The sequence below is a fragment of the Dyella lutea genome (assembly GCF_024158035.1).
Taxonomy (GTDB): domain Bacteria; phylum Pseudomonadota; class Gammaproteobacteria; order Xanthomonadales; family Rhodanobacteraceae; genus Dyella_A; species Dyella_A lutea.
In genome coordinates this window covers 866482-883503 of the sequence record NZ_JAMZEK010000002.1, presented here as the reverse complement: position 1 = coordinate 883503, position 17022 = coordinate 866482, and the positions used below count along the sequence as shown (strand labels likewise).

General features: G+C 69.2%; 13 protein-coding genes. 8 read left to right on the top strand and 5 right to left on the bottom strand.

From position 1 onward, the window contains the following. Window positions 1-37: 37 nt before the first annotated feature. The 3 genes from NC595_RS11435 to NC595_RS11425 form a co-directional block, all read right to left on the bottom strand. Window positions 38-3682: a methylmalonyl-CoA mutase family protein gene (locus NC595_RS11435; protein ID WP_253566530.1), complete on the bottom strand. Its 3645-nt coding sequence runs from the start codon at window positions 3680-3682 to the stop codon at window positions 38-40. A 324-nt stretch (window positions 3683-4006) separates the two neighbouring features. Continuing rightward, window positions 4007-5086, bottom strand: coding sequence for a hypothetical protein (locus NC595_RS11430; protein ID WP_253566528.1), 1080 nt, complete (start codon window positions 5084-5086; stop codon window positions 4007-4009). 116 nt (window positions 5087-5202) lie between these two features. Continuing rightward, window positions 5203-6189 carry an autotransporter outer membrane beta-barrel domain-containing protein gene (locus tag NC595_RS11425; RefSeq protein ID WP_253566526.1) on the bottom strand — a complete coding sequence of 329 codons (987 nt, stop codon included), beginning with the start codon at window positions 6187-6189 and terminating at the stop codon, window positions 5203-5205. A 103-nt stretch (window positions 6190-6292) separates the two neighbouring features. On the opposite strand from NC595_RS11425, the gene pdxR reads away from it, so the two are divergent. Continuing rightward, window positions 6293-7768, top strand: coding sequence for a MocR-like pyridoxine biosynthesis transcription factor PdxR (pdxR, locus tag NC595_RS11420; RefSeq protein WP_253566524.1), 1476 nt, complete (start codon window positions 6293-6295; stop codon window positions 7766-7768). Window positions 7769-7774: 6 nt separating this feature from the next. Here pdxR and NC595_RS11415 read toward each other — a convergent pair whose 3' ends face one another. Then, on the bottom strand, window positions 7775-8692 hold the full coding sequence (locus tag NC595_RS11415) for an alpha/beta fold hydrolase (protein ID WP_253566522.1): 918 nt from the start codon (window positions 8690-8692) through the stop codon (window positions 7775-7777). A gap of 12 nt (window positions 8693-8704) precedes the next feature. Continuing rightward, complete coding sequence (locus NC595_RS11410; protein ID WP_253566520.1) at window positions 8705-9304, bottom strand: TetR/AcrR family transcriptional regulator; 600 nt, start codon at window positions 9302-9304, stop codon at window positions 8705-8707. Between the two features lie 108 nt (window positions 9305-9412). Between NC595_RS11410 and NC595_RS11405 the strand changes: the two genes are divergently transcribed. From NC595_RS11405 to NC595_RS11375, 7 genes are all read left to right on the top strand, one after another. Then, window positions 9413-10216, top strand: coding sequence for a M48 family metallopeptidase (locus NC595_RS11405; RefSeq protein ID WP_253566518.1), 804 nt, complete (start codon window positions 9413-9415; stop codon window positions 10214-10216). A 702-nt stretch (window positions 10217-10918) separates the two neighbouring features. Further along, window positions 10919-11254 (top strand): hypothetical protein, encoded by a 336-nt coding sequence (locus NC595_RS11400; RefSeq protein WP_253566516.1) that lies wholly within the window; start codon window positions 10919-10921, stop codon window positions 11252-11254. Between the two features lie 217 nt (window positions 11255-11471). After that, window positions 11472-12575, top strand: coding sequence for a Glu/Leu/Phe/Val dehydrogenase dimerization domain-containing protein (locus NC595_RS11395; protein WP_253566514.1), 1104 nt, complete (start codon window positions 11472-11474; stop codon window positions 12573-12575). 337 nt (window positions 12576-12912) lie between these two features. Further along, window positions 12913-13182 (top strand): acyl carrier protein, encoded by a 270-nt coding sequence (locus NC595_RS11390; protein WP_017462214.1) that lies wholly within the window; start codon window positions 12913-12915, stop codon window positions 13180-13182. A gap of 11 nt (window positions 13183-13193) precedes the next feature. Beyond that, window positions 13194-13964 carry a glycosyltransferase family 2 protein gene (locus tag NC595_RS11385; RefSeq protein ID WP_253566512.1) on the top strand — a complete coding sequence of 257 codons (771 nt, stop codon included), beginning with the start codon at window positions 13194-13196 and terminating at the stop codon, window positions 13962-13964. Then, on the top strand, window positions 13952-14581 hold the full coding sequence (locus NC595_RS11380; RefSeq protein ID WP_253566510.1) for an outer membrane lipoprotein carrier protein LolA: 630 nt from the start codon (window positions 13952-13954) through the stop codon (window positions 14579-14581). The genes NC595_RS11385 and NC595_RS11380 overlap by 13 nt, the downstream gene beginning before the upstream one ends. Next, window positions 14578-17001, top strand: a complete 2424-nt coding sequence (locus tag NC595_RS11375; RefSeq protein WP_253566508.1) for an MMPL family transporter — start codon at window positions 14578-14580, stop codon at window positions 16999-17001. The genes NC595_RS11380 and NC595_RS11375 overlap by 4 nt, the downstream gene beginning before the upstream one ends. Window positions 17002-17022: the final 21 nt, after the last annotated feature.

Here is a 17022-nt window from a genome sequence, read left to right as displayed (position 1 = left end):
AAGCTCACCAAGGTTGAAGCTCGCGACGATGTAGGTCTTACATGTTGCGGCGGTACTCGCCGCCTACGTCGTATAGCGCGTGGCTGATCTGGCCGAGGCTGTGGGTCTTCACTGCCTCCATCAGCGCGTTGAACACGTTCTTGCGCTCGCGGGCGGTGTTCTGCAGGTAGCGTAGGCCGTGGCCGTCGTGCTTTTCGCCGGCCGCGGTGGCGTCTTCGGCCACGTGGGTGAGATCAGTCTCGCCCTGCGGGGCCAGGCCGTTGCGGGCGGCTTGCCAGGCTTTGACGTTGGCGATCTGCTGGCCCTTCTCTTCCTCGGTGGAGCGAATCAGCTCGATCTCGGTGGCGATCTCGCCGCCGTGGTCCTTGGGCAGGAAGGTGTTGACGCCGATCAGCGGTAGCGAGCCATCGTGCTTCTTGTGCTCGTAGTACAGGCTCTCTTCCTGGATCTTTCCGCGCTGGTACATGGTGTCCATGGCGCCGAGCACGCCGCCGCGCTCGCTGATGGCCTCGAACTCCTTGTACACCGCCTCTTCCACCAGGTCGGTGAGCTCCTCGACGATGAAGCTGCCCTGCCACGGGTTCTCGTTGAAATTGAGGCCCAACTCCTTGTTGATGATCATCTGGATCGCCACGGCGCGGCGCACGCTTTCCTCGGTCGGCGTGGTGATCGCTTCGTCGTAGGCATTGGTGTGCAGGGAGTTGCAGTTGTCGAACAGCGCGTACAGCGCCTGCAGCGTGGTGCGGATGTCGTTGAACTGGATCTCCTGCGCGTGCAGGGATCGGCCGCTCGTCTGGATGTGGTACTTCATCATCTGGCTGCGCGGGCTGGCGCCGTAGCGCTCGCGCATGGCGCGGGCCCAGATGCGGCGGGCGACGCGGCCGATCACGGTGTACTCCGGGTCCATGCCATTGGAGAAGAAGAACGACAGGTTGGGCGCGAAGTCGTCGATGTTCATCCCGCGCGCGAGGTAGTACTCGACGATGGTGAAGCCGTTGGACAGCGTAAAGGCGAGCTGGCTGATCGGGTTCGCGCCGGCTTCGGCAATGTGGTAGCCGGAGATCGACACCGAGTAGAAGTTGCGCACCTTGTGGTCGACGAAGTACTGCTGGATGTCGCCCATCATGCGCAGCGCGAACTCGGTGGAGAAGATGCAGGTGTTCTGCGCCTGGTCTTCTTTCAGGATGTCCGCCTGCACGGTGCCGCGCACGCTGGCCAGGGTCTCAGCCTTGATCTTCGCGTAGGTCTCGGCATCCACCAGTTGGTTGCCGGTGACGCCGAGCAGGCCGAGGCCGAGGCCGTCGTTGCCGGCGGGGAGTTCACCCGAGTAGCGCGGGCGCTCGCGGCCTTCGAACAGCTTGGCGATGGTCTTTTCCGCCTCGGCCCAGCGCGCGGCGTCGGCCTTGAGGTACTTCTCCACGTTCTGGTCGATCGCGGTGTTCATGAACATGGCGAGGATGATCGGCGCCGGGCCGTTGATGGTCATGGAGACCGAGCTGGTGGGCGCGGACAGGTCGAAGCCGGAGTACAGCTTCTTCATGTCATCCAGCGTGGCGATGTTGACGCCGGAGTTGCCGATCTTGCCGTAGATGTCCGGGCGCGGGGCCGGATCTTCGCCGTAGAGGGTGACCGAGTCGAACGCGGTGGACAGGCGCGTGGCCGCGCCACCCTGGCTCAGGTAATGGAAGCGGCGGTTGGTGCGCTCGGGCGTGCCCTCGCCCGCGAACATGCGGGTGGGGTCTTCGCCGCTGCGGCGGTACGGATACACGCCGCCGGTGTACGGGTAGTGGCCGGGCAGGTTTTCCTTGCCTAGGAACAGCAGCTGGTCGCCCCAGTCGCGGGTCTTGGGCGGCGCCACCTTGGGAATCTTCTGGTGGCTGAGCGACTCGCGGTAGTTCTCCACGCGGATGGTCTTGCCGCGTACCTGGTACTCGTTGACCTCGGCGGTGACCGACTCGCGCAGGGCTGGCCAGTTGCGCAGGAGTTCGAGGGATTCCTTGGTCAGTTCGCCGAGGGCGGCGTTGTAGCGCTGGCGCAGCAGGAGCAGGGAGCGATCCACTCCCCTCTCCCCGTGGGAGAGGGGCTGGGGGTGAGGGTTCGGGGCTTGCGTGAAGGCGTTCCCTGCGGGCGTACCCTCACCCTCGGTCCCTCTCCCGGCGGGAGAGGGATGCAAGGCATCGCTGGCGTAGAGATCGAGCGGCTTGGGCAGCTTGTCGTCGCCCAGCTCCTTCAGCGCCTCGTAGCAGTGCTGCGCCTTGCTGGCCTGCTCGGCCTGTTTGGCGATGGAGGCGTTGATGCCGCGGCCCTGCTCGGCGATCTCGGCGAGGTAGCGCACGCGGTTGCCGGGAATCAGCACGGTGGCGCGCGGTTCCTTCAGGCTGGTGTCCAGGTGCGGCGTCCACTTGGCCGGCTCCAGCGCGAGCTTGCTGCTCAGCAGCCGGCACAGGTTGGTGAACATCCAGGTGACGCCCGGATCGTTGAACTGGCTGGCGATGGTCGGGTAGACCGGCACGTCTTCGTCCTTCATGGCGAAGGCGGTGCGGTTGCGCTTCCACTGCTTGCGCACGTCGCGCAGGGCGTCTTCGGCGCCGCGCTTGTCGTACTTGTTGAGCACGATGAGCTCGGCGAAGTCGATCATGTCGATCTTCTCCAGCTGGCTGGCCGCGCCGTATTCGCTGGTCATCACATAGACCGGGAAGTCGACCAGGTCGACGATCTCCGAGTCGCTCTGGCCGATGCCGGCGGTCTCGACGATCACCAGGTCGTAGGGCTGGCTCTTGAGGAAGTCGATGCAGTCGTGCAGCACGGTGTTGGTGGCCGCGTGCTGGCGGCGGGTGGCCATGGAGCGCATGTAGACGCGATGGCTACGCAGCGAGTTCATGCGGATGCGGTCGCCGAGCAGCGCGCCGCCGGAGCGGCGACGGGTGGGGTCCACCGCCAGCACGGCGATGCGCATCTGCGGGAAGGCCTGCAGGAAGCGCAGCAGCAGCTCGTCCACCACGCTCGACTTGCCGGCGCCGCCGGTGCCGGTGAGGCCGAGCACGGGCGTGTGCTTGCCGGCCAGCTGCCACTCCTTGCGCAGGCGATGAAGGTCGGCATCGGACAGGCCGCCCTCCTCGATCGCCGAGAGCATGTGACCGATGCTGATTTCGTTGTCGACGTCGGCCTGCGGCACGCCGCCGCCGTGGCCGCGCGCGTGCTCGGCGGCAGCCTTGCCGGCGCGGGCCATCACGTCTTCGATCATCTCGGTGAGGCCGAGCTTCATGCCGTCGTTCGGGTGGTAGATGCGCTCCACGCCGTAGGCCTGCAGCTCCTTGATCTCCTCCGGCGTGATGGTGCCGCCGCCGCCGCCGAACACGCGGATGTGGCCGGCACCGCGCTCCTTGAGCATGTCCACCATGTACTTGAAGTACTCGACGTGGCCGCCCTGGTAGGACGACAGCGCGATGGCGTCCGCGTCTTCCTGCAGCGCGGCGCGCACCACGTCTTCCACCGAACGGTTGTGGCCCAGGTGGATCACCTCGGCGCCCTGCGCCTGGATGATCCGGCGCATGATGTTGATCGCCGCGTCGTGGCCGTCGAACAGGCTGGCGGCGGTGACGAAGCGCAGCGGGGTGGCTTCGTGCGGGGTGTTCGCTTGCTGCGAATCGCTGGCGGGGACGTGCTTGGCGGGCGAACTCATGGCAACTCCGGACTGCGTGTGCTTGAACCGCCCAATTCTAAAGGGGTTCGCGCACAGACGCTTGCCGCAGCGCACGTACGAAGGCGTACGGGCTGACGTTCGCGGCAGCATCCGCGTGTGAAGCGATACCGCCTCCGCGGGCGCTGATGAAGGAGGCCACGGTAGGGGTAGCTCGCGAAGCGGATACCTGTAACAGAAGCTTCACTACCCGCTTCAGGCGGGTTTTCGGCGAGCCTTTCCCCCTCTTTCCAGCCATCCTCCAGCGGGAGAGAGGAGCGACATGAGGCGACCGGCAGGTGATCGCGCCCCGTCGCCCCTGGCGGGTCAGCCGCCCCGGCGATCGGTGGAGGTCCAGGTGGACACCCAGGTCTTGCCGCCGTCGGCCGAGATGGCCCAGTCCTGCTTGCAGGATGTCGCGGTGATGCCCGACCAGACGTTGCGTGTCAGCACGGTCTTGCCGTCGACCTCGTCCATGCCGACGAAGCTGCCCACGCCATGCTTGAATTCGCCCACCAGTGGCGCGGCGAGCGTGCCGGCGGCGCTGTTGGCGAGGTAGACCCGCCACTGCCGCGTCTTGCGGTCGTACAGGCGCAGCGCGAGGTCCTCGATGTGATGGCCGTCGGGCGCATCGACTTCGAGCTGGCCGATGTTGGCCCAGTCGTCCCACACGCGATAAACCACATGGGTTCCGCTGAGGCCGCTCTTCGCACCAGGCGAGGACAGCGGATGCAGCACCGCCTGGATGCGGGTCGACCAGCGCCCCATGTTGAAGTCGAAGTCACGCTCCGGCCCAGTGCCCGGCGTGGTGTGCGTGTCGTAGTCGGGGGCCTTCTTCAGCCGGGTGAGCTGGGCGACGAAATTGATGACCCAGGTCTTGCCGCCATCGAACGAGGAGGCGATCTCGTAGTGGTAGGAATTGGGCGTGATGTTCGACCAGATGTCTTGCTCGAGAACCTTCTTGCCGTCGGACTCGGTCCAGCCGTGGAACACGCCGCGGCCATCCTTGAACTCGCCGTAGGTGGGCGGCTGCATCGTGCCGTCGCCGCTGCCCGCGAACTGCTCGCTCCACTGCCCGGACTCAGGGTTGTAGAGAAACAGCGTCAGGCCCTGGAAGTGGCCGCCCGGGCCGGAGGCTTCGATCTTCTCCAGGTTGGCCTTGCCGTTCCACAGCGGCTGGTCGATCACCGTGCCGGTGAATGTCGTCCACTGGCCGACGCCCGCGGCCGTGATGTCGCGGCTCTTGATCTCAGTCTTCCACGTGCCGAAGTGGAAATCGAAGGCGTGCTGCTGGTCTTCGCCCCTGGCCGTGGCCGCGATCGATGGCGACGGCCATCCGATCGTCACCGCGAGCATGAGCAGGCACGCCCGGAAGATCGTTCTTGTCTGCATGGTGGTCACCTTCATGGTCGGAATACCTGCAGGCGCGAGGCGAGCCCTGCGCCGCCGTCGAACCGCGAGCGGGGTACCTTGGCCGCCCTGCCCGCCACGGGCAGCGATCGGCGCTGGCGGCCCGACCCGCCTCAGTGCACATAGTTGATGGCGATCGCCGGCGTTACCGAGCGCGTGACGTGGTGGCCGCCGGGGATCACCCGCACGCCGAGCAGCACGCCGACGTTGGCGTTGAAGTTGTATTCCACGGCGGGCGCGAAGCCGAACGCCTCGCTGCGCGGCGAGCGCCGGCTCACTGGCATCGGCGGCAGGCCCGGGGCGGTGTCCTCGCCAAAGATGCGGGTCGGCTCGCCGCGGCTGTAGGTGAGGTCCAGCGCCAGCACCCAGCGGCGGGTGAGGCTGTATTCGCCCGAGAGGCCGAGGTAGTAGGCGTCGCCGGGCATTGCGCGGCCCTGGAAGGCCGGGCCGGTGCCATAGCTGCTGGTGCCGTGCAGCGTGGCGTGGCCGGCGAAGGTCCAGGTGGCGTTGAGGCGCATGCGCAGGATGCGGCCGTTCGGCATCCAGAAATACGTCTGCACGTTCAGCCCCAGCGTGTTGGCCCAGGCGCCGCTGCCCATGCCGTCGGCAGCGCGCGCCAGGCGCTGGTAGCGGCCGATGGGCACGGCGAGCTGCCACTGCAGCGCGATGGTCGGCAGCCAGCCGCCTTCGCGGAAGCGGGTGAGCCGGTACTGCGCCTGCAGGATCTGGTCGCCAGCGCCGATGCCGGAGCTGTTCGGGCCGCCGTGCACGGCGTTGTAGCCGATGATCGGGATGACGCCGACGGTGAGGTTGTCGGTAAGGCCGTAGAGCACGTAGGCGCGCGAGCCGAAGCCGTCGTTGCCGCGCGTCTGCACGTCGTATACGTAGGGCTCCACCAACACGTGGCCGCGCGGCAGGGTGTCGGCGGAATTGGCCAGCATCGGGCCGGTCCACCAGGCGTCGTCGCGCGATTGCCGGAGCGCCGCGTCCTGTGCGGCGGCCGTGCCTGCGGCAAGCGCGAGCAGGCATGCGGCGGCGGAGCGCAGGCGCCTTCGCGCGATGGTGGCGGGCCTCCCGGGCCGCTGTCTCGATGCCTTCACGCCTGCCTCCGCCTCGCTCACCGGAAGCCGCACGATAGGCAGCCAAGTGGCCTTCCCGAATAGCCACTTGGCTATGATCCTGCATAGCCACTTGGAGCCTGCCATGAAGCGCGTATCCGCCACGCTGCCGCCGCTGATCGCGCTGGACCCGGCGGGCCCGCCGCTGTACCGCCAGCTGTCCGAGTGGCTGCGCCGCGCCATCGTGGAAGGACAACTGCAGCCGGGCCAGCGGCTGCCCTCCACCCGTTCGCTGGCCGGCGAACTGGGGGTGTCGCGGCTGCCGGTGTTCAGCGCGTACGAACAGCTGCTGGCCGAGGGTTACCTGGAGGCGGTGGCAGGCTCCGGCACACGGGTAGCCGCGGCGATCGCACCGGGCACACCCGGCAGGCCGGCCCCGCCGCGCAGGCGTACGCCCGGCGACGCCCCGGCTTCGCAGGAACGGCGCATTGCCCGCCGCGTGGCCGGAATGACCGGGCCGGAGCAGACCTGGCTGGACAGCCAGGGCGCATTCCGCATCGGCCTGCCGGCACTGGAGGCATTTCCGCACGCTACCTGGGCGCGACTGCTCAGCCGCCATGCGCGCCGCGCCCATCGCAGCAGCCTGGCCTACGGCGATCCGCTCGGCCACCTGCCGCTGCGCGAGGCGATCGCCGACTACCTGCGCACGGTGCGCTCGGTGCGAGCCGACGCCTCGCAGGTGATGATCACGCTGGGCGCGCAGCACGGCCTGCAGGTGTGCATGCATGCCCTGCTCGACCCGGGCGACGCGGCCTGGATGGAAGAGCCCGGCTACCCCGGCGCGCTCCAGGCGCTGGCCACCGTGGGCGCGCGCACCGTGCAGGTGCCGGTGGATGCGGAGGGACTGGACGTGGCCGAAGGCATCCGCCGCGGCGCGGATGCCCGGATGGTCTACACCACGCCGTCGCACCAGTTTCCGCTGGGCGCGACGATGAGCGCAGCGCGGCGCCTGCAACTGCTGCAGTGGGCGGCGCGCGAGGGACGCTGGATCGTCGAGGACGACTACGACGGCGAATACCGGTTCGGCGGCCCGCCGGTGGCCGCCCTGCAGGGGCTGGATGCGGACCGCCGGGTGATCTACGTGGGCACCTTCAGCAAGGTGATGTTTCCGGCGCTGCGGGTGGGCTACGTGATCGTGCCGGCCGACCTGGTGCCGGCGTTCCGCGCGGTGCGCGACGCGCTGGACACCTGCCCGGCAATGCTGCCGCAGCTGGCGATGACCGACTTCATCCGCGAAGGCCACTTCGCCCGGCACATCCGCCGCATGCGGGCGCTGTACGCGCTGCGGCGCGAGGCGCTGGTGGAGGCCATCGACCACCACCTGCCCGGCCGGCTGCAGGTGGTCGGCGCCGAGGCCGGCATGCAGCTCACCTGCCTGCTGCCGGACGTCACCGACGACGTGGCGCTATCGCGCCGCGCGCGGGAGGTCGGCGTGTCGATCCGGCCGCTGTCGCCGTGCTACCACGGCGCGGCACCGCGGCCCGGCATGATCCTGGGCTACGGCGGCATCGACGAGGCGGCGATCGAAGATGGCATCCGCCGCCTGAAGCGCTGCCTCTGAGGCGGCTCAGGCCAGCCCGAGCGGCAGGTTGGGCGTGGCCACCACGCGCTCGCCGACCGCCTTGCCGCGGGCGAAGGCCAGCGCGGCAGCGATCGTCTGCGGGGCGTCCAGTATGCGGTGATGTCCCAGCCCCTCGGTGGTCAGCAGTCGGGCGCCGCGCCAGTGGCGGGCGTAGCACTCACCCTCGCCCCAGGGCACGTCGCGGTCGTCGAGGTCGTGCACGATCAGCCCGGGCTGGCCCAGCGCGACCACGCGGCGGTGCATCTGCAGCTGTTCCACCGGCACGCCGGTGCGTGCGACCAGCCAGTCGTAGAACGGCCGGCGCAGGTGTTCGCCCAGCCGCACGAAACGGAAATAGCGGCTGGCCGCGGCGTCGACGTCCACCGCCGGCGCCACCAGCACGATGCGCTGCGCGCGCCAGTGCTCGTCCTGCGCCAGCACCAGCGCCGCGCCGCCGAGCGAATGGCCGACCGCGAGCGCGGCCTCGCCGTAGTGGCGTCCGACCGCGCGGACCGTGTCGGCAAATTCCGGCAGGGTGCAGTAGCGCCCCTCGCTGAGGCCGTGCCCGGGCTGGTCGAAGCTCACCACCGCGTAGCCGAGCGCGCGCAGGTGCGCCACCCAGGGCTGGTAGCGCAGGCCGAAACTCGACCAGCCGTGCACCATCAACACATACGGCTGGCTGGCCGGATCGCCCCACATGTAGGTGGCGATGGCGTGGCGGCCGACGGTGAGGGTCTCGCGACGCATCTGCGGGTCGGGTGCGGCGGCGCGGGCACGGGCGCGGCTGCTGGAAAACGGGGTGGCGAACAGGCGGGCGGCGCGGTCGGCGGTGCGGCGCGGCGCGAGGCGACCGCCGAGGACGAAGCTGGCCCGCAGCGTGGCCAGCTTGAGGCGATGGGACAGTGGAACCTGATGCGGGGCCATGGCGTTTTCTCCTCAGGCCTGCCAGCTGCGCCAGAGGCGCTCGAACGCGGTGTCGGCGCGGCGGCTGGCAGGTTCGAAGCCGAACAGGCCGGCGTCGTGGTGCAGGCCGAGGATCACCGCGTAGATCTCGAAGGCGATCTGCTCGGGATCGGCATCGGCGCGGAAGTGCCCGGCTTCGATCGCCTGGCCGGCGGCCTTGGCCAGCGCGGCGCGCCACTGCGATTGCTGGCTCACCACACCGTCGTGCATGGCGCCGTCGCGGCCGTCGTACTCGCTGGCGGCCGAGAGCAGCACGCAGCCTTCGGCATGCTGGCCGGACCACTCGAACCAGCGCCGCACGATGGCGCGCAGCCGCGGCAGCCCGCGTGCCTCGCGCAGTGCCGGGCGCATCACCGCCTCGGTGAAGCGTTCGGCGCCGGTGTGCAGCACGGCCAGCAGCAGGTCTTCACGCGAACCGAAGTGGGCGAACACGCCGCTCTTGGACATGCCGACGTCGGCCGCCAGGCTGCCGATGGTGAGACCTTCCAGGCCGTCGCGACGGGCCAGCTCGTAGGCGTGGTCGAGGATGAGCTCGCGCGTGAGGGCGCGTTTCGGGGTGGTGGCGGCGGTCATGGCGGGAAAATAGCACGACCGTTCGTTCTTTTTACAGTGCCGCGATGCCGCCTGCACGGCCGGGGCGTCTATCCTTGCATGCGCCATCCATCGACCCGGGAGCTCCCCATGCGCGCCACCGCGTTCGCCGCCACCCTCGCCGCCGCCACGCTCAGCCTGGCCGGCTGCGCCACCTCGCCCACCGGGCGCACGCAGCTGATGATGGTGTCCGATGCGCAGATGAGCCAGATGGGCATCACCGCGTTCAACGACATGCGCAAGCAGGGCAAATTCGTCGACGCGCCACGCCAGCGCGCCTACGCCACCTGCGTGGCGAACGCGCTGATCGCCGTGCTGCCGCCACCGTGGAACGCCAACCAGTGGGAGGTGCAGATCATCGGCGACGACACCGCCAACGCGTTCGCCCTGCCCGGTGGCCGCATCGGCGTGAACCAGGGCATGTTCAAGGTAGCCACCAACCAGGACCAGCTCGCCGTGGTGCTGGGCCACGAGCTGGCGCACGTGGTGGCGCGCCACGGCGCCGAGCGCGTGTCGGACAACTACCTCGCCCAGGGCGCCGTGGCGGCCGGCACCATCTACGCAGGTACTCGCGGCACCAACACCGGCTATGCGGCGGCGGCACTGGGCGTGGGCGCGGAAACCCTCTTCCTTCTGCCCTTCTCTCGCACCCAGGAGAGCGAAGCCGACGTGCTCGGCCAGCGCTACATGGCCGAGGCCGGCTTCGATCCGCGCGCGGCGGCCACGTTGTGGCAGAAGATGGGCGCCCAGGGCGGCAGCAAGCCACCGGCGTTCCTGTCCACCCACCCATCCAGCGCCAGGCGCGAGCAGACCCTGCAACAGCAGGCGCAGCAGTTGATGCCGGTGTACCAGCAGGCGCGCGCGAATCACCACGATCCGGAGTGCCGGCTCTGAGGGCAGTTCGTCGCAGCGGGGCGCCCGGCGCTGGGAGGCAGTGCTTTTGCTCGTCGTTCCTGCGAAGGCACGAGGCGCTTCATCAACAGCCGGAGGGCGGGTCATCCGGTGACTTTCAGCTCCAAAGAGCAGAGACGCTGGATCCCAGCGTTCGCTGGGATGACGTGGGGAAATTCCGGATGCATCGGTCAATCCTGCAGCTACCCGTGGGGCGCGTCTGCCTCCGCATCGGCTGCGGCGGGTTCCAGCCTCCCCGCCTCGCCCTGCGAAAGCAGGAGGCGCTTCATCGGCAGCCGCAGGGCGGGTCATCCAGTGACTTTCAGCTCCGAAGAGCAGAGACGCTGGATCCCAGCGTTCGCTGGGATGACGTGAGGAAATTCCAGATGCATGGGTCATTCCTGTAGCGGCATTGGAAATGCCCTCTGCGTACGGATGAGTCACGGAGGGTTCCAGCCTCCCGCGCGTCATCCCAGCGCAGGCTGGAGGCGCTGTATCAACAGCCGCAGGGCTGGTCATCCAGTGCCTTCGCTCTTCACCCAGTCCGGTACTGACCAAGAGGCACGGCTGGGAAAACGACACGACGAAACCTCGCCCCGCCCCCGACCGCCGACTGAACGTGTCGGCCCCGGCTACGTCAACAACACGGCGGCCGGTTCGTTTTCCCGCCTGCCGCCGCAAAGCGCGGCGATGACGGAGAACCGCATGATCACGATGACCCGCAAGCTTGCCCTGCTCGCCGCCCTCGGCCTCGCCGCGGGTGCAGGGATCGGCTACGCCCCGCAGACCCAGGCCGCCCAGGTCGCCGTGGGCGTCACCATCGGCGTGCCCCCGCCGCCGCCGCGCTACGTGCGCGTGCCGCCGCCTCGGGTCGGCTACGTCTGGGCGCCCGGCTACTGGCGCTGGGATCACCGCCGGCATCGCCACGTCTGGGTGGCCGGTTACTGGGTACACGCCCGCCCGGGATACCGCTACGTGCCGGAGCACTGGGTGCACCGGCGGGGCGGCTGGTACTTCCGCCCGGGCCACTGGGTGCGCTGAGCGCCCGCCCGGGACCGCGGCTTGCTGCGCCGCGTCAGCAATTGCAGCGGCGACGTACTAAACTTCGCCCCCCGAAACCAAAGCCCCAGCCCCGCTGGGGCTTTGGTTTTCAAGCTGTTGCAAGCGTGCATGCCGGAAAGGGCCGCCTGGTGCGGCCCTGTTCCATCCCGAACGGCCGCCATCCCCGGGCGCCGTCCCACCTGGAGTCATCGTTCGAATGATCTTTGAAACCATCGCCAAGACGGATCACGAGGAAGTCGTGTTCTGCCAGAACAAGGACGCCGGCCTGAAGGCCATCGTCGCGATCCACAACACGGTGCTCGGCCCGGCCCTGGGCGGCCTGCGCATGTGGCCGTACAAGACCGAGGCCGAAGCGGTGAACGACGTGCTGCGCCTGTCGCGCGGCATGACCTACAAGAACGCGGTGGCCGGCCTGAACCTGGGCGGCGGCAAGGCGGTGATCATCGGCGATCCGTCGAAGGACAAGTCCGAGGCGCTGTTCCGCGCGTTCGGCCGCTTCGTCAACTCGCTGGGCGGCCGCTACATCACCGCCGAGGACGTCGGCATCGACGTCAACGACATGGAATACGTGTTCCGCGAGACCGAGTACGTGACCGGCGTGCACCAGGTGCACGGCGGCTCGGGCGACCCCTCGCCGTTCACCGCCTACGGCACCCTGCAGGGCCTGATGGCGGCGCTGAACTTCAAGCACGGCAACGAGGACGTGGGCAAGTACAGCTACGCCGTGCAGGGCTGCGGCCATGTCGGCAGCGAGTTCATCAAGCTGCTGCGCGAGCAGGGCGCCAAGGTGTTCGTCACCGACATCAACAAGGAAGCGGTGCAGCGCTGCGTGGACGAGCTGGGCTGCGAGGCGGTGGGCCTGGACGAGATCTACGATGTCGATGCCGACGTGTACTCGCCCTGCGCGCTGGGCGGCACGCTCAACGAGAAGACCATCGACCGGATCAAGGCGAAGATCATCTGCGGCGCGGCCAACAACCAGCTGGCCACCAACGACATCGGCGACGAACTGACCCGCCGCGGCGTGCTGTATGCGCCGGACTACGCGGTGAACGCCGGCGGCGTGATGAACATCTCGCTGGAGATCGACGGCTACAACCGCGAGCGCGCCATGCGCATGATGCGGCAGATCTACTACAACCTGGGCCGCATCTTCGAGATCTCCAAGACCGAGAACGTGCCGACCTACCAGGCCGCCGACCGTCTGGCCGAGGAGCGCATCGCGCTGATCGGCAAGATCAAGCTGCCGCACATGGGCAACGGCGGCACCCGCTTCCAGGGCCGCATGCGCGGTCAGTAAGCGCCCGTCGCTGCCGTGACGATCGTGAAGAGCCCGGCCGCAGCGCCGGGCTCTTTCGTTGCGGCGCGCCATGACTTCCCTCCTCCCCCTCTTCAATCGGCGCGCTGCCCTGCTAAACTTCACGTTCGCTGAACAACTTGCAAGGCTTTGCCGGCAAAGGCAAAGCTGGAACCAGGGGAGGCCCGTTTCACGGGCAGTCGGCACAGGCCGGCGTCGAGCAGCATCCACCGGAACGGGGTACCGTGCCGGTTTCCCGTGCGCCACGGTCAGGTGGCCGCGCGATGGGTTGCGGGCGCGGGAAAAGCATCAATAAAAAGCAGGAACAGGTGGAACCGGTATGAGCAGCGTTTTGGAAGCAGGGATCAGCGACGAGGAGATTCTGGACAAGCTCCGCGAAGTGCTGCGCGATACCTTCGAGATCGACCCGTCGCGGGTCACCGCCTCGGCCCACCTGTTCACCGACCTGGAACTGGACTCGATCGACGCCGTCGACCTCGCCATCCAGGTGCAGGAGATGACGGGCATGCGCATCCGGCCGGAAGACTTCAAGAGCGTGCGTACGGTGGGCGACGTGATCGCCACCGTGCATACCCTGCTCCGACGCTGACCCGCCGCAAGATGTCCGCTCCGGATCGATTTGCGCCCTGTGCGCTGATCCCGATCTACAACCACGGCAGCACCATCGCACGCACCGTCCGGGGACTGCGCGCGCACGGCCTGCCGGTCGTGGTGGTGGATGACGGCAGCGACGCCGCCACGCGCGAGGTGCTCGACGACCTGGACCGCGACGAACCCGGCATGACCCTGATCCGCCTGCCGCACAACCAGGGCAAGGGCCGCGCGCTGGCCGCGGGCATGCGCGCCGCGCACGCGGCGGGCTACACGCACGCATTGCAGATCGACGCCGACGGCCAGCACGACACAGCCGACGCGCCCCGCTTCGTGGATGAGGCGCGCGCGTTCCCGCGCGCGCTGGTCTGCGGTTGCCCGGTCTACGACGACAGCGTGCCGCGTGGCCGCCTCTACGGTCGCTACGTCACCCACGTCTGCGTGTGGGTGGAAACGCTGTCGCTGGCGATCCGCGATTCGATGTGCGGCTACCGGCTGTACCCGCTGGAGGCGACCTGCGCCGAACTCGATCGCGCACCGGTGCCGGCACGCATGGACTTCGACACCGAGATCGCCGTGCGCCTGTTCTGGCGCGGCGTGCCGGTACGCAACCTGGCGACCCGGGTGATCTACCCGGAGAATGGCCTGTCCCACTTCCGCATGCTGCGCGACAACCTGCGCATCAGTGCGATGCACACCCGCCTGTTGCTCGGCATGCTGCCGCGTGCGCCCATACTGCTGTGGCGCCGCCTGCGCCGGGAGCCGTCATGCGCCATCTGATCGCCTTACTGTTTGCGCTGGGAGTGCTGCTCGGTACGCCCGACATCGGCCTTTGCGCAACCGGAACCCCCAGCCCCCTGCTGCAGCAGGTGCTGGGTGAGCTGGCCCGCCACGAGGCGGTGCGGGCCGATTTCGTGCAGACCCGATCCAATCCCGCGCTGGCCCGCCCGCAGGAGAGCCACGGGCAGCTGCTGTTCGTGCTCGGCCACGGCATGCTGTGGCAGTCGCTGACGCCGGTGGCCGAAACACTGGCGTTCACCGGCAAGCAGGCCGCGCGCATCGACACCCGGGGCCAGGCCTACCCGCTGCGCAATGCCCGCGGGGTGGCCCAGATCTCCGGGATGCTGCAGGCCATGCTCGGCGGCCGCAGCGACGAAGTGAGCCGGCAGTTCACCATCACCGCCAGCGGCAGCGCCGCCCACTGGACACTCCAACTGGTTCCCCGGCAGGAGCGCGTGGCGCAGGTGCTGGAGCGCGTCGAGTTGAGCGGCGACGACTTCCTGCAGGGCATCCGCATCGTCATGCACGATGGCGGCGATACCGATATCCGCTTCAGTCGCAACCGCGATGCCGGCACCCTCAGTGCGCTGGAAAAGCACGTGCTCGGACTGCCGTGAAATCCCGCCTGACCCTGCATGCCGTGCTGTTCGCGGTGGCCATGGTGCTGCTCGCCGGGTTCGGCGCGTGGCTGCTGTTCGGTCGCGGCAGCGTTCCCATCCAGACCGACCTGCTGGCGATGTTGCCGGCCACCGAACAGCAACCGCTGGCCGAGGCCGCGGTGCAACGGCTGGCCCACGCCAACGGCGACCGCGTGGTGCTGCTGGTGGAAAACGCCGACGACGACCGCGCCAAGGCGGCGGCCCGCGCGCTGGGCAAGGCGCTGGCGGCCGACCACGTGTTCCGTTCGGTGATGGCAGAGCTGCCGCCGTTCGACCTGCAGCAGATGGTCGCTCCCTACCTGGCGCACCGGTTCTTCCTGTTGTCCGACGACGACCGTACCGCGATGGCCGCGCCCGGCTACGACCCGGCACGGGCGCTGGCGCAACGGCTCAACGCACCGTTCCTCGATGGCGTGGGCACCACGCTGCAGGACGATCCGTTCGGCTGGCTGCAGCACTGGCTCGACCAGCAGCCCTGGAGTCGCTCGCCGCTGCTGCCGGAGGACAACCTGCTGGTCGCGCACCAGGACGGTGGCACCCGCGTGCTGGTCACCGCGACGCTGGAAGGATCGTCCTACGACGACACCGTGCAGCGCCGCGCGCTGGCGGCGGTGGACGCCGCCGTCGCGCAGGTGGAACGCGAGCAGCCCGGCACCGAGGTGCTGCGCACCGGCGCGGTGTTCTATGCCGCCGCCGCCCGTGCCGGTGCCGAGCACGACGTGCACCTGGTCGGCTGGATCTCCACGCTGGGCATCGCGCTGCTGCTGATCGGCATGTTCCGTTCGCCTGGGCCGCTGCTGCTGGCCTTCCTGTCGACCGCGGCCGGCGTGCTGACCGCCACCGTGGTCAGCCTGCTGGTGTTCAAGCAGATCTACCTGCTGACCCTGGTGTTCGGCGCGGCGCTGCTGGGCGAGGCGGTGGACTACTCGATCCAGTACCTCACCGCACGCGCCAACGCCGGCAGCCGCTGGGATGCCGCTGCCGGTCTGCGCCAGGTGCGGCCGGCCCTGCTGCTGGCGCTGGCCACCTCGCTGCTGGGCTATGCGCTGCTGGCCGGGGTGCCCTTCCCTGCGCTGCGCCAGATGGCGGTGTTCGCGATGAGCGGCATGCTGGCGGCCTGCCTCAGCGTGTTCTGGCTGCTGCCGGCGATGCTGCAGCGCGCGGCCCGGCCGCTGTCGGCGGCCCCGGTACGCTGGGCGCTGGCGCTGCAGCGCGCGGTCAGCCACGCCGGCCACGGGCGACGCGGACGGTGGCTGGCGCTGCTGTTGCTGCTGCTCGCCCTGCCCGGCTGGCAGCGGCTCGGTCACGACGACGACGTGCACCTGCTGATTTCCCCGCCGGCCTCGCTGGTCGCCCAGGAACACCGCATCCGCGACATCACCGGGCTCGGCAACGGCAGCCAGTTCTACCTGGTACAGGGCGCCAACACCGAACAGACCCTGCAGCGCGAGGAACTGCTCGAGCAGCGGCTGCAGGCGATGGTGCGCCGCGGCCAGCTCGCCGACTGGCTGGGGCTGGCCCGCATGGCGCCCTCGCAGGCGCGTCAGCAGGCCGATCACGCGCTGCTCGCGCGCAGCCTGCAGGCGGACGGCGCCGTCCCCGCGACGGGCGAGCCGCCGGCAGGCGCCCCGGCATCGACGCGTACCCGGGCCGACCGCGAACGCCTGCAGTCGCTGCTGGTCGCCGGCGGGTTGCGTGCCGACGCCGCGGCCGGCTATGCCGACACCTGGCCGGGCACGCCGCTGGCCTTCACCCGCTGGCTGGAGTCGCCGCTGGCCACGCCGTTCCGCTACCTGTGGATGGGCTGCAGCGCACACGGCTGTGCCTCGATCGTGCTGCCGCAGGGCGACGACGACGCGCAGCTGCAGAGCGCCGCCGATCGCCTGCCCGGCGTGACCCTGGTGGACAAGGCGGCCAGCGTCTCGCAGCTGTTCGGCCGCTACCGCCGCTATGCCAGCCTGTGGCTGTTCGCCGCGCTCGTGCTGGTGGTGCCGGTGTTCGGCTGGCGCTACGGCTGGCGACGCATGCTGCGGGTGATGCTGCCGCCGGTCGCCGGCATCGCGCTGGCGCTGGCCGCGCTGGGCTACCTCGGCCAGCCGCTGACGCTGTTCCACTGGATGGCGCTGATGCTGGTGCTCGGCGTGGGCGCCAACTACGCGGTGTTCCTGCATGAGGGCGAGCCGTACACCGCGCATCGCCCCGGCGCGATGTACGCCAGCGTGCTGCTGTCGGCGATCACCACCCTGCTTTCCTTCGGCCTGCTGTCGCTGAGCTCGATGCCCGCGCTGCACGACTTCGGCCTCACCCTGCTGCTGGGTATCGGTTTCACCGTGCTGCTGGTGCCGACCAGCCGCCCACCCGTGATGGACGCTCCATGATCGATCTCTCCCTGCAGCCCC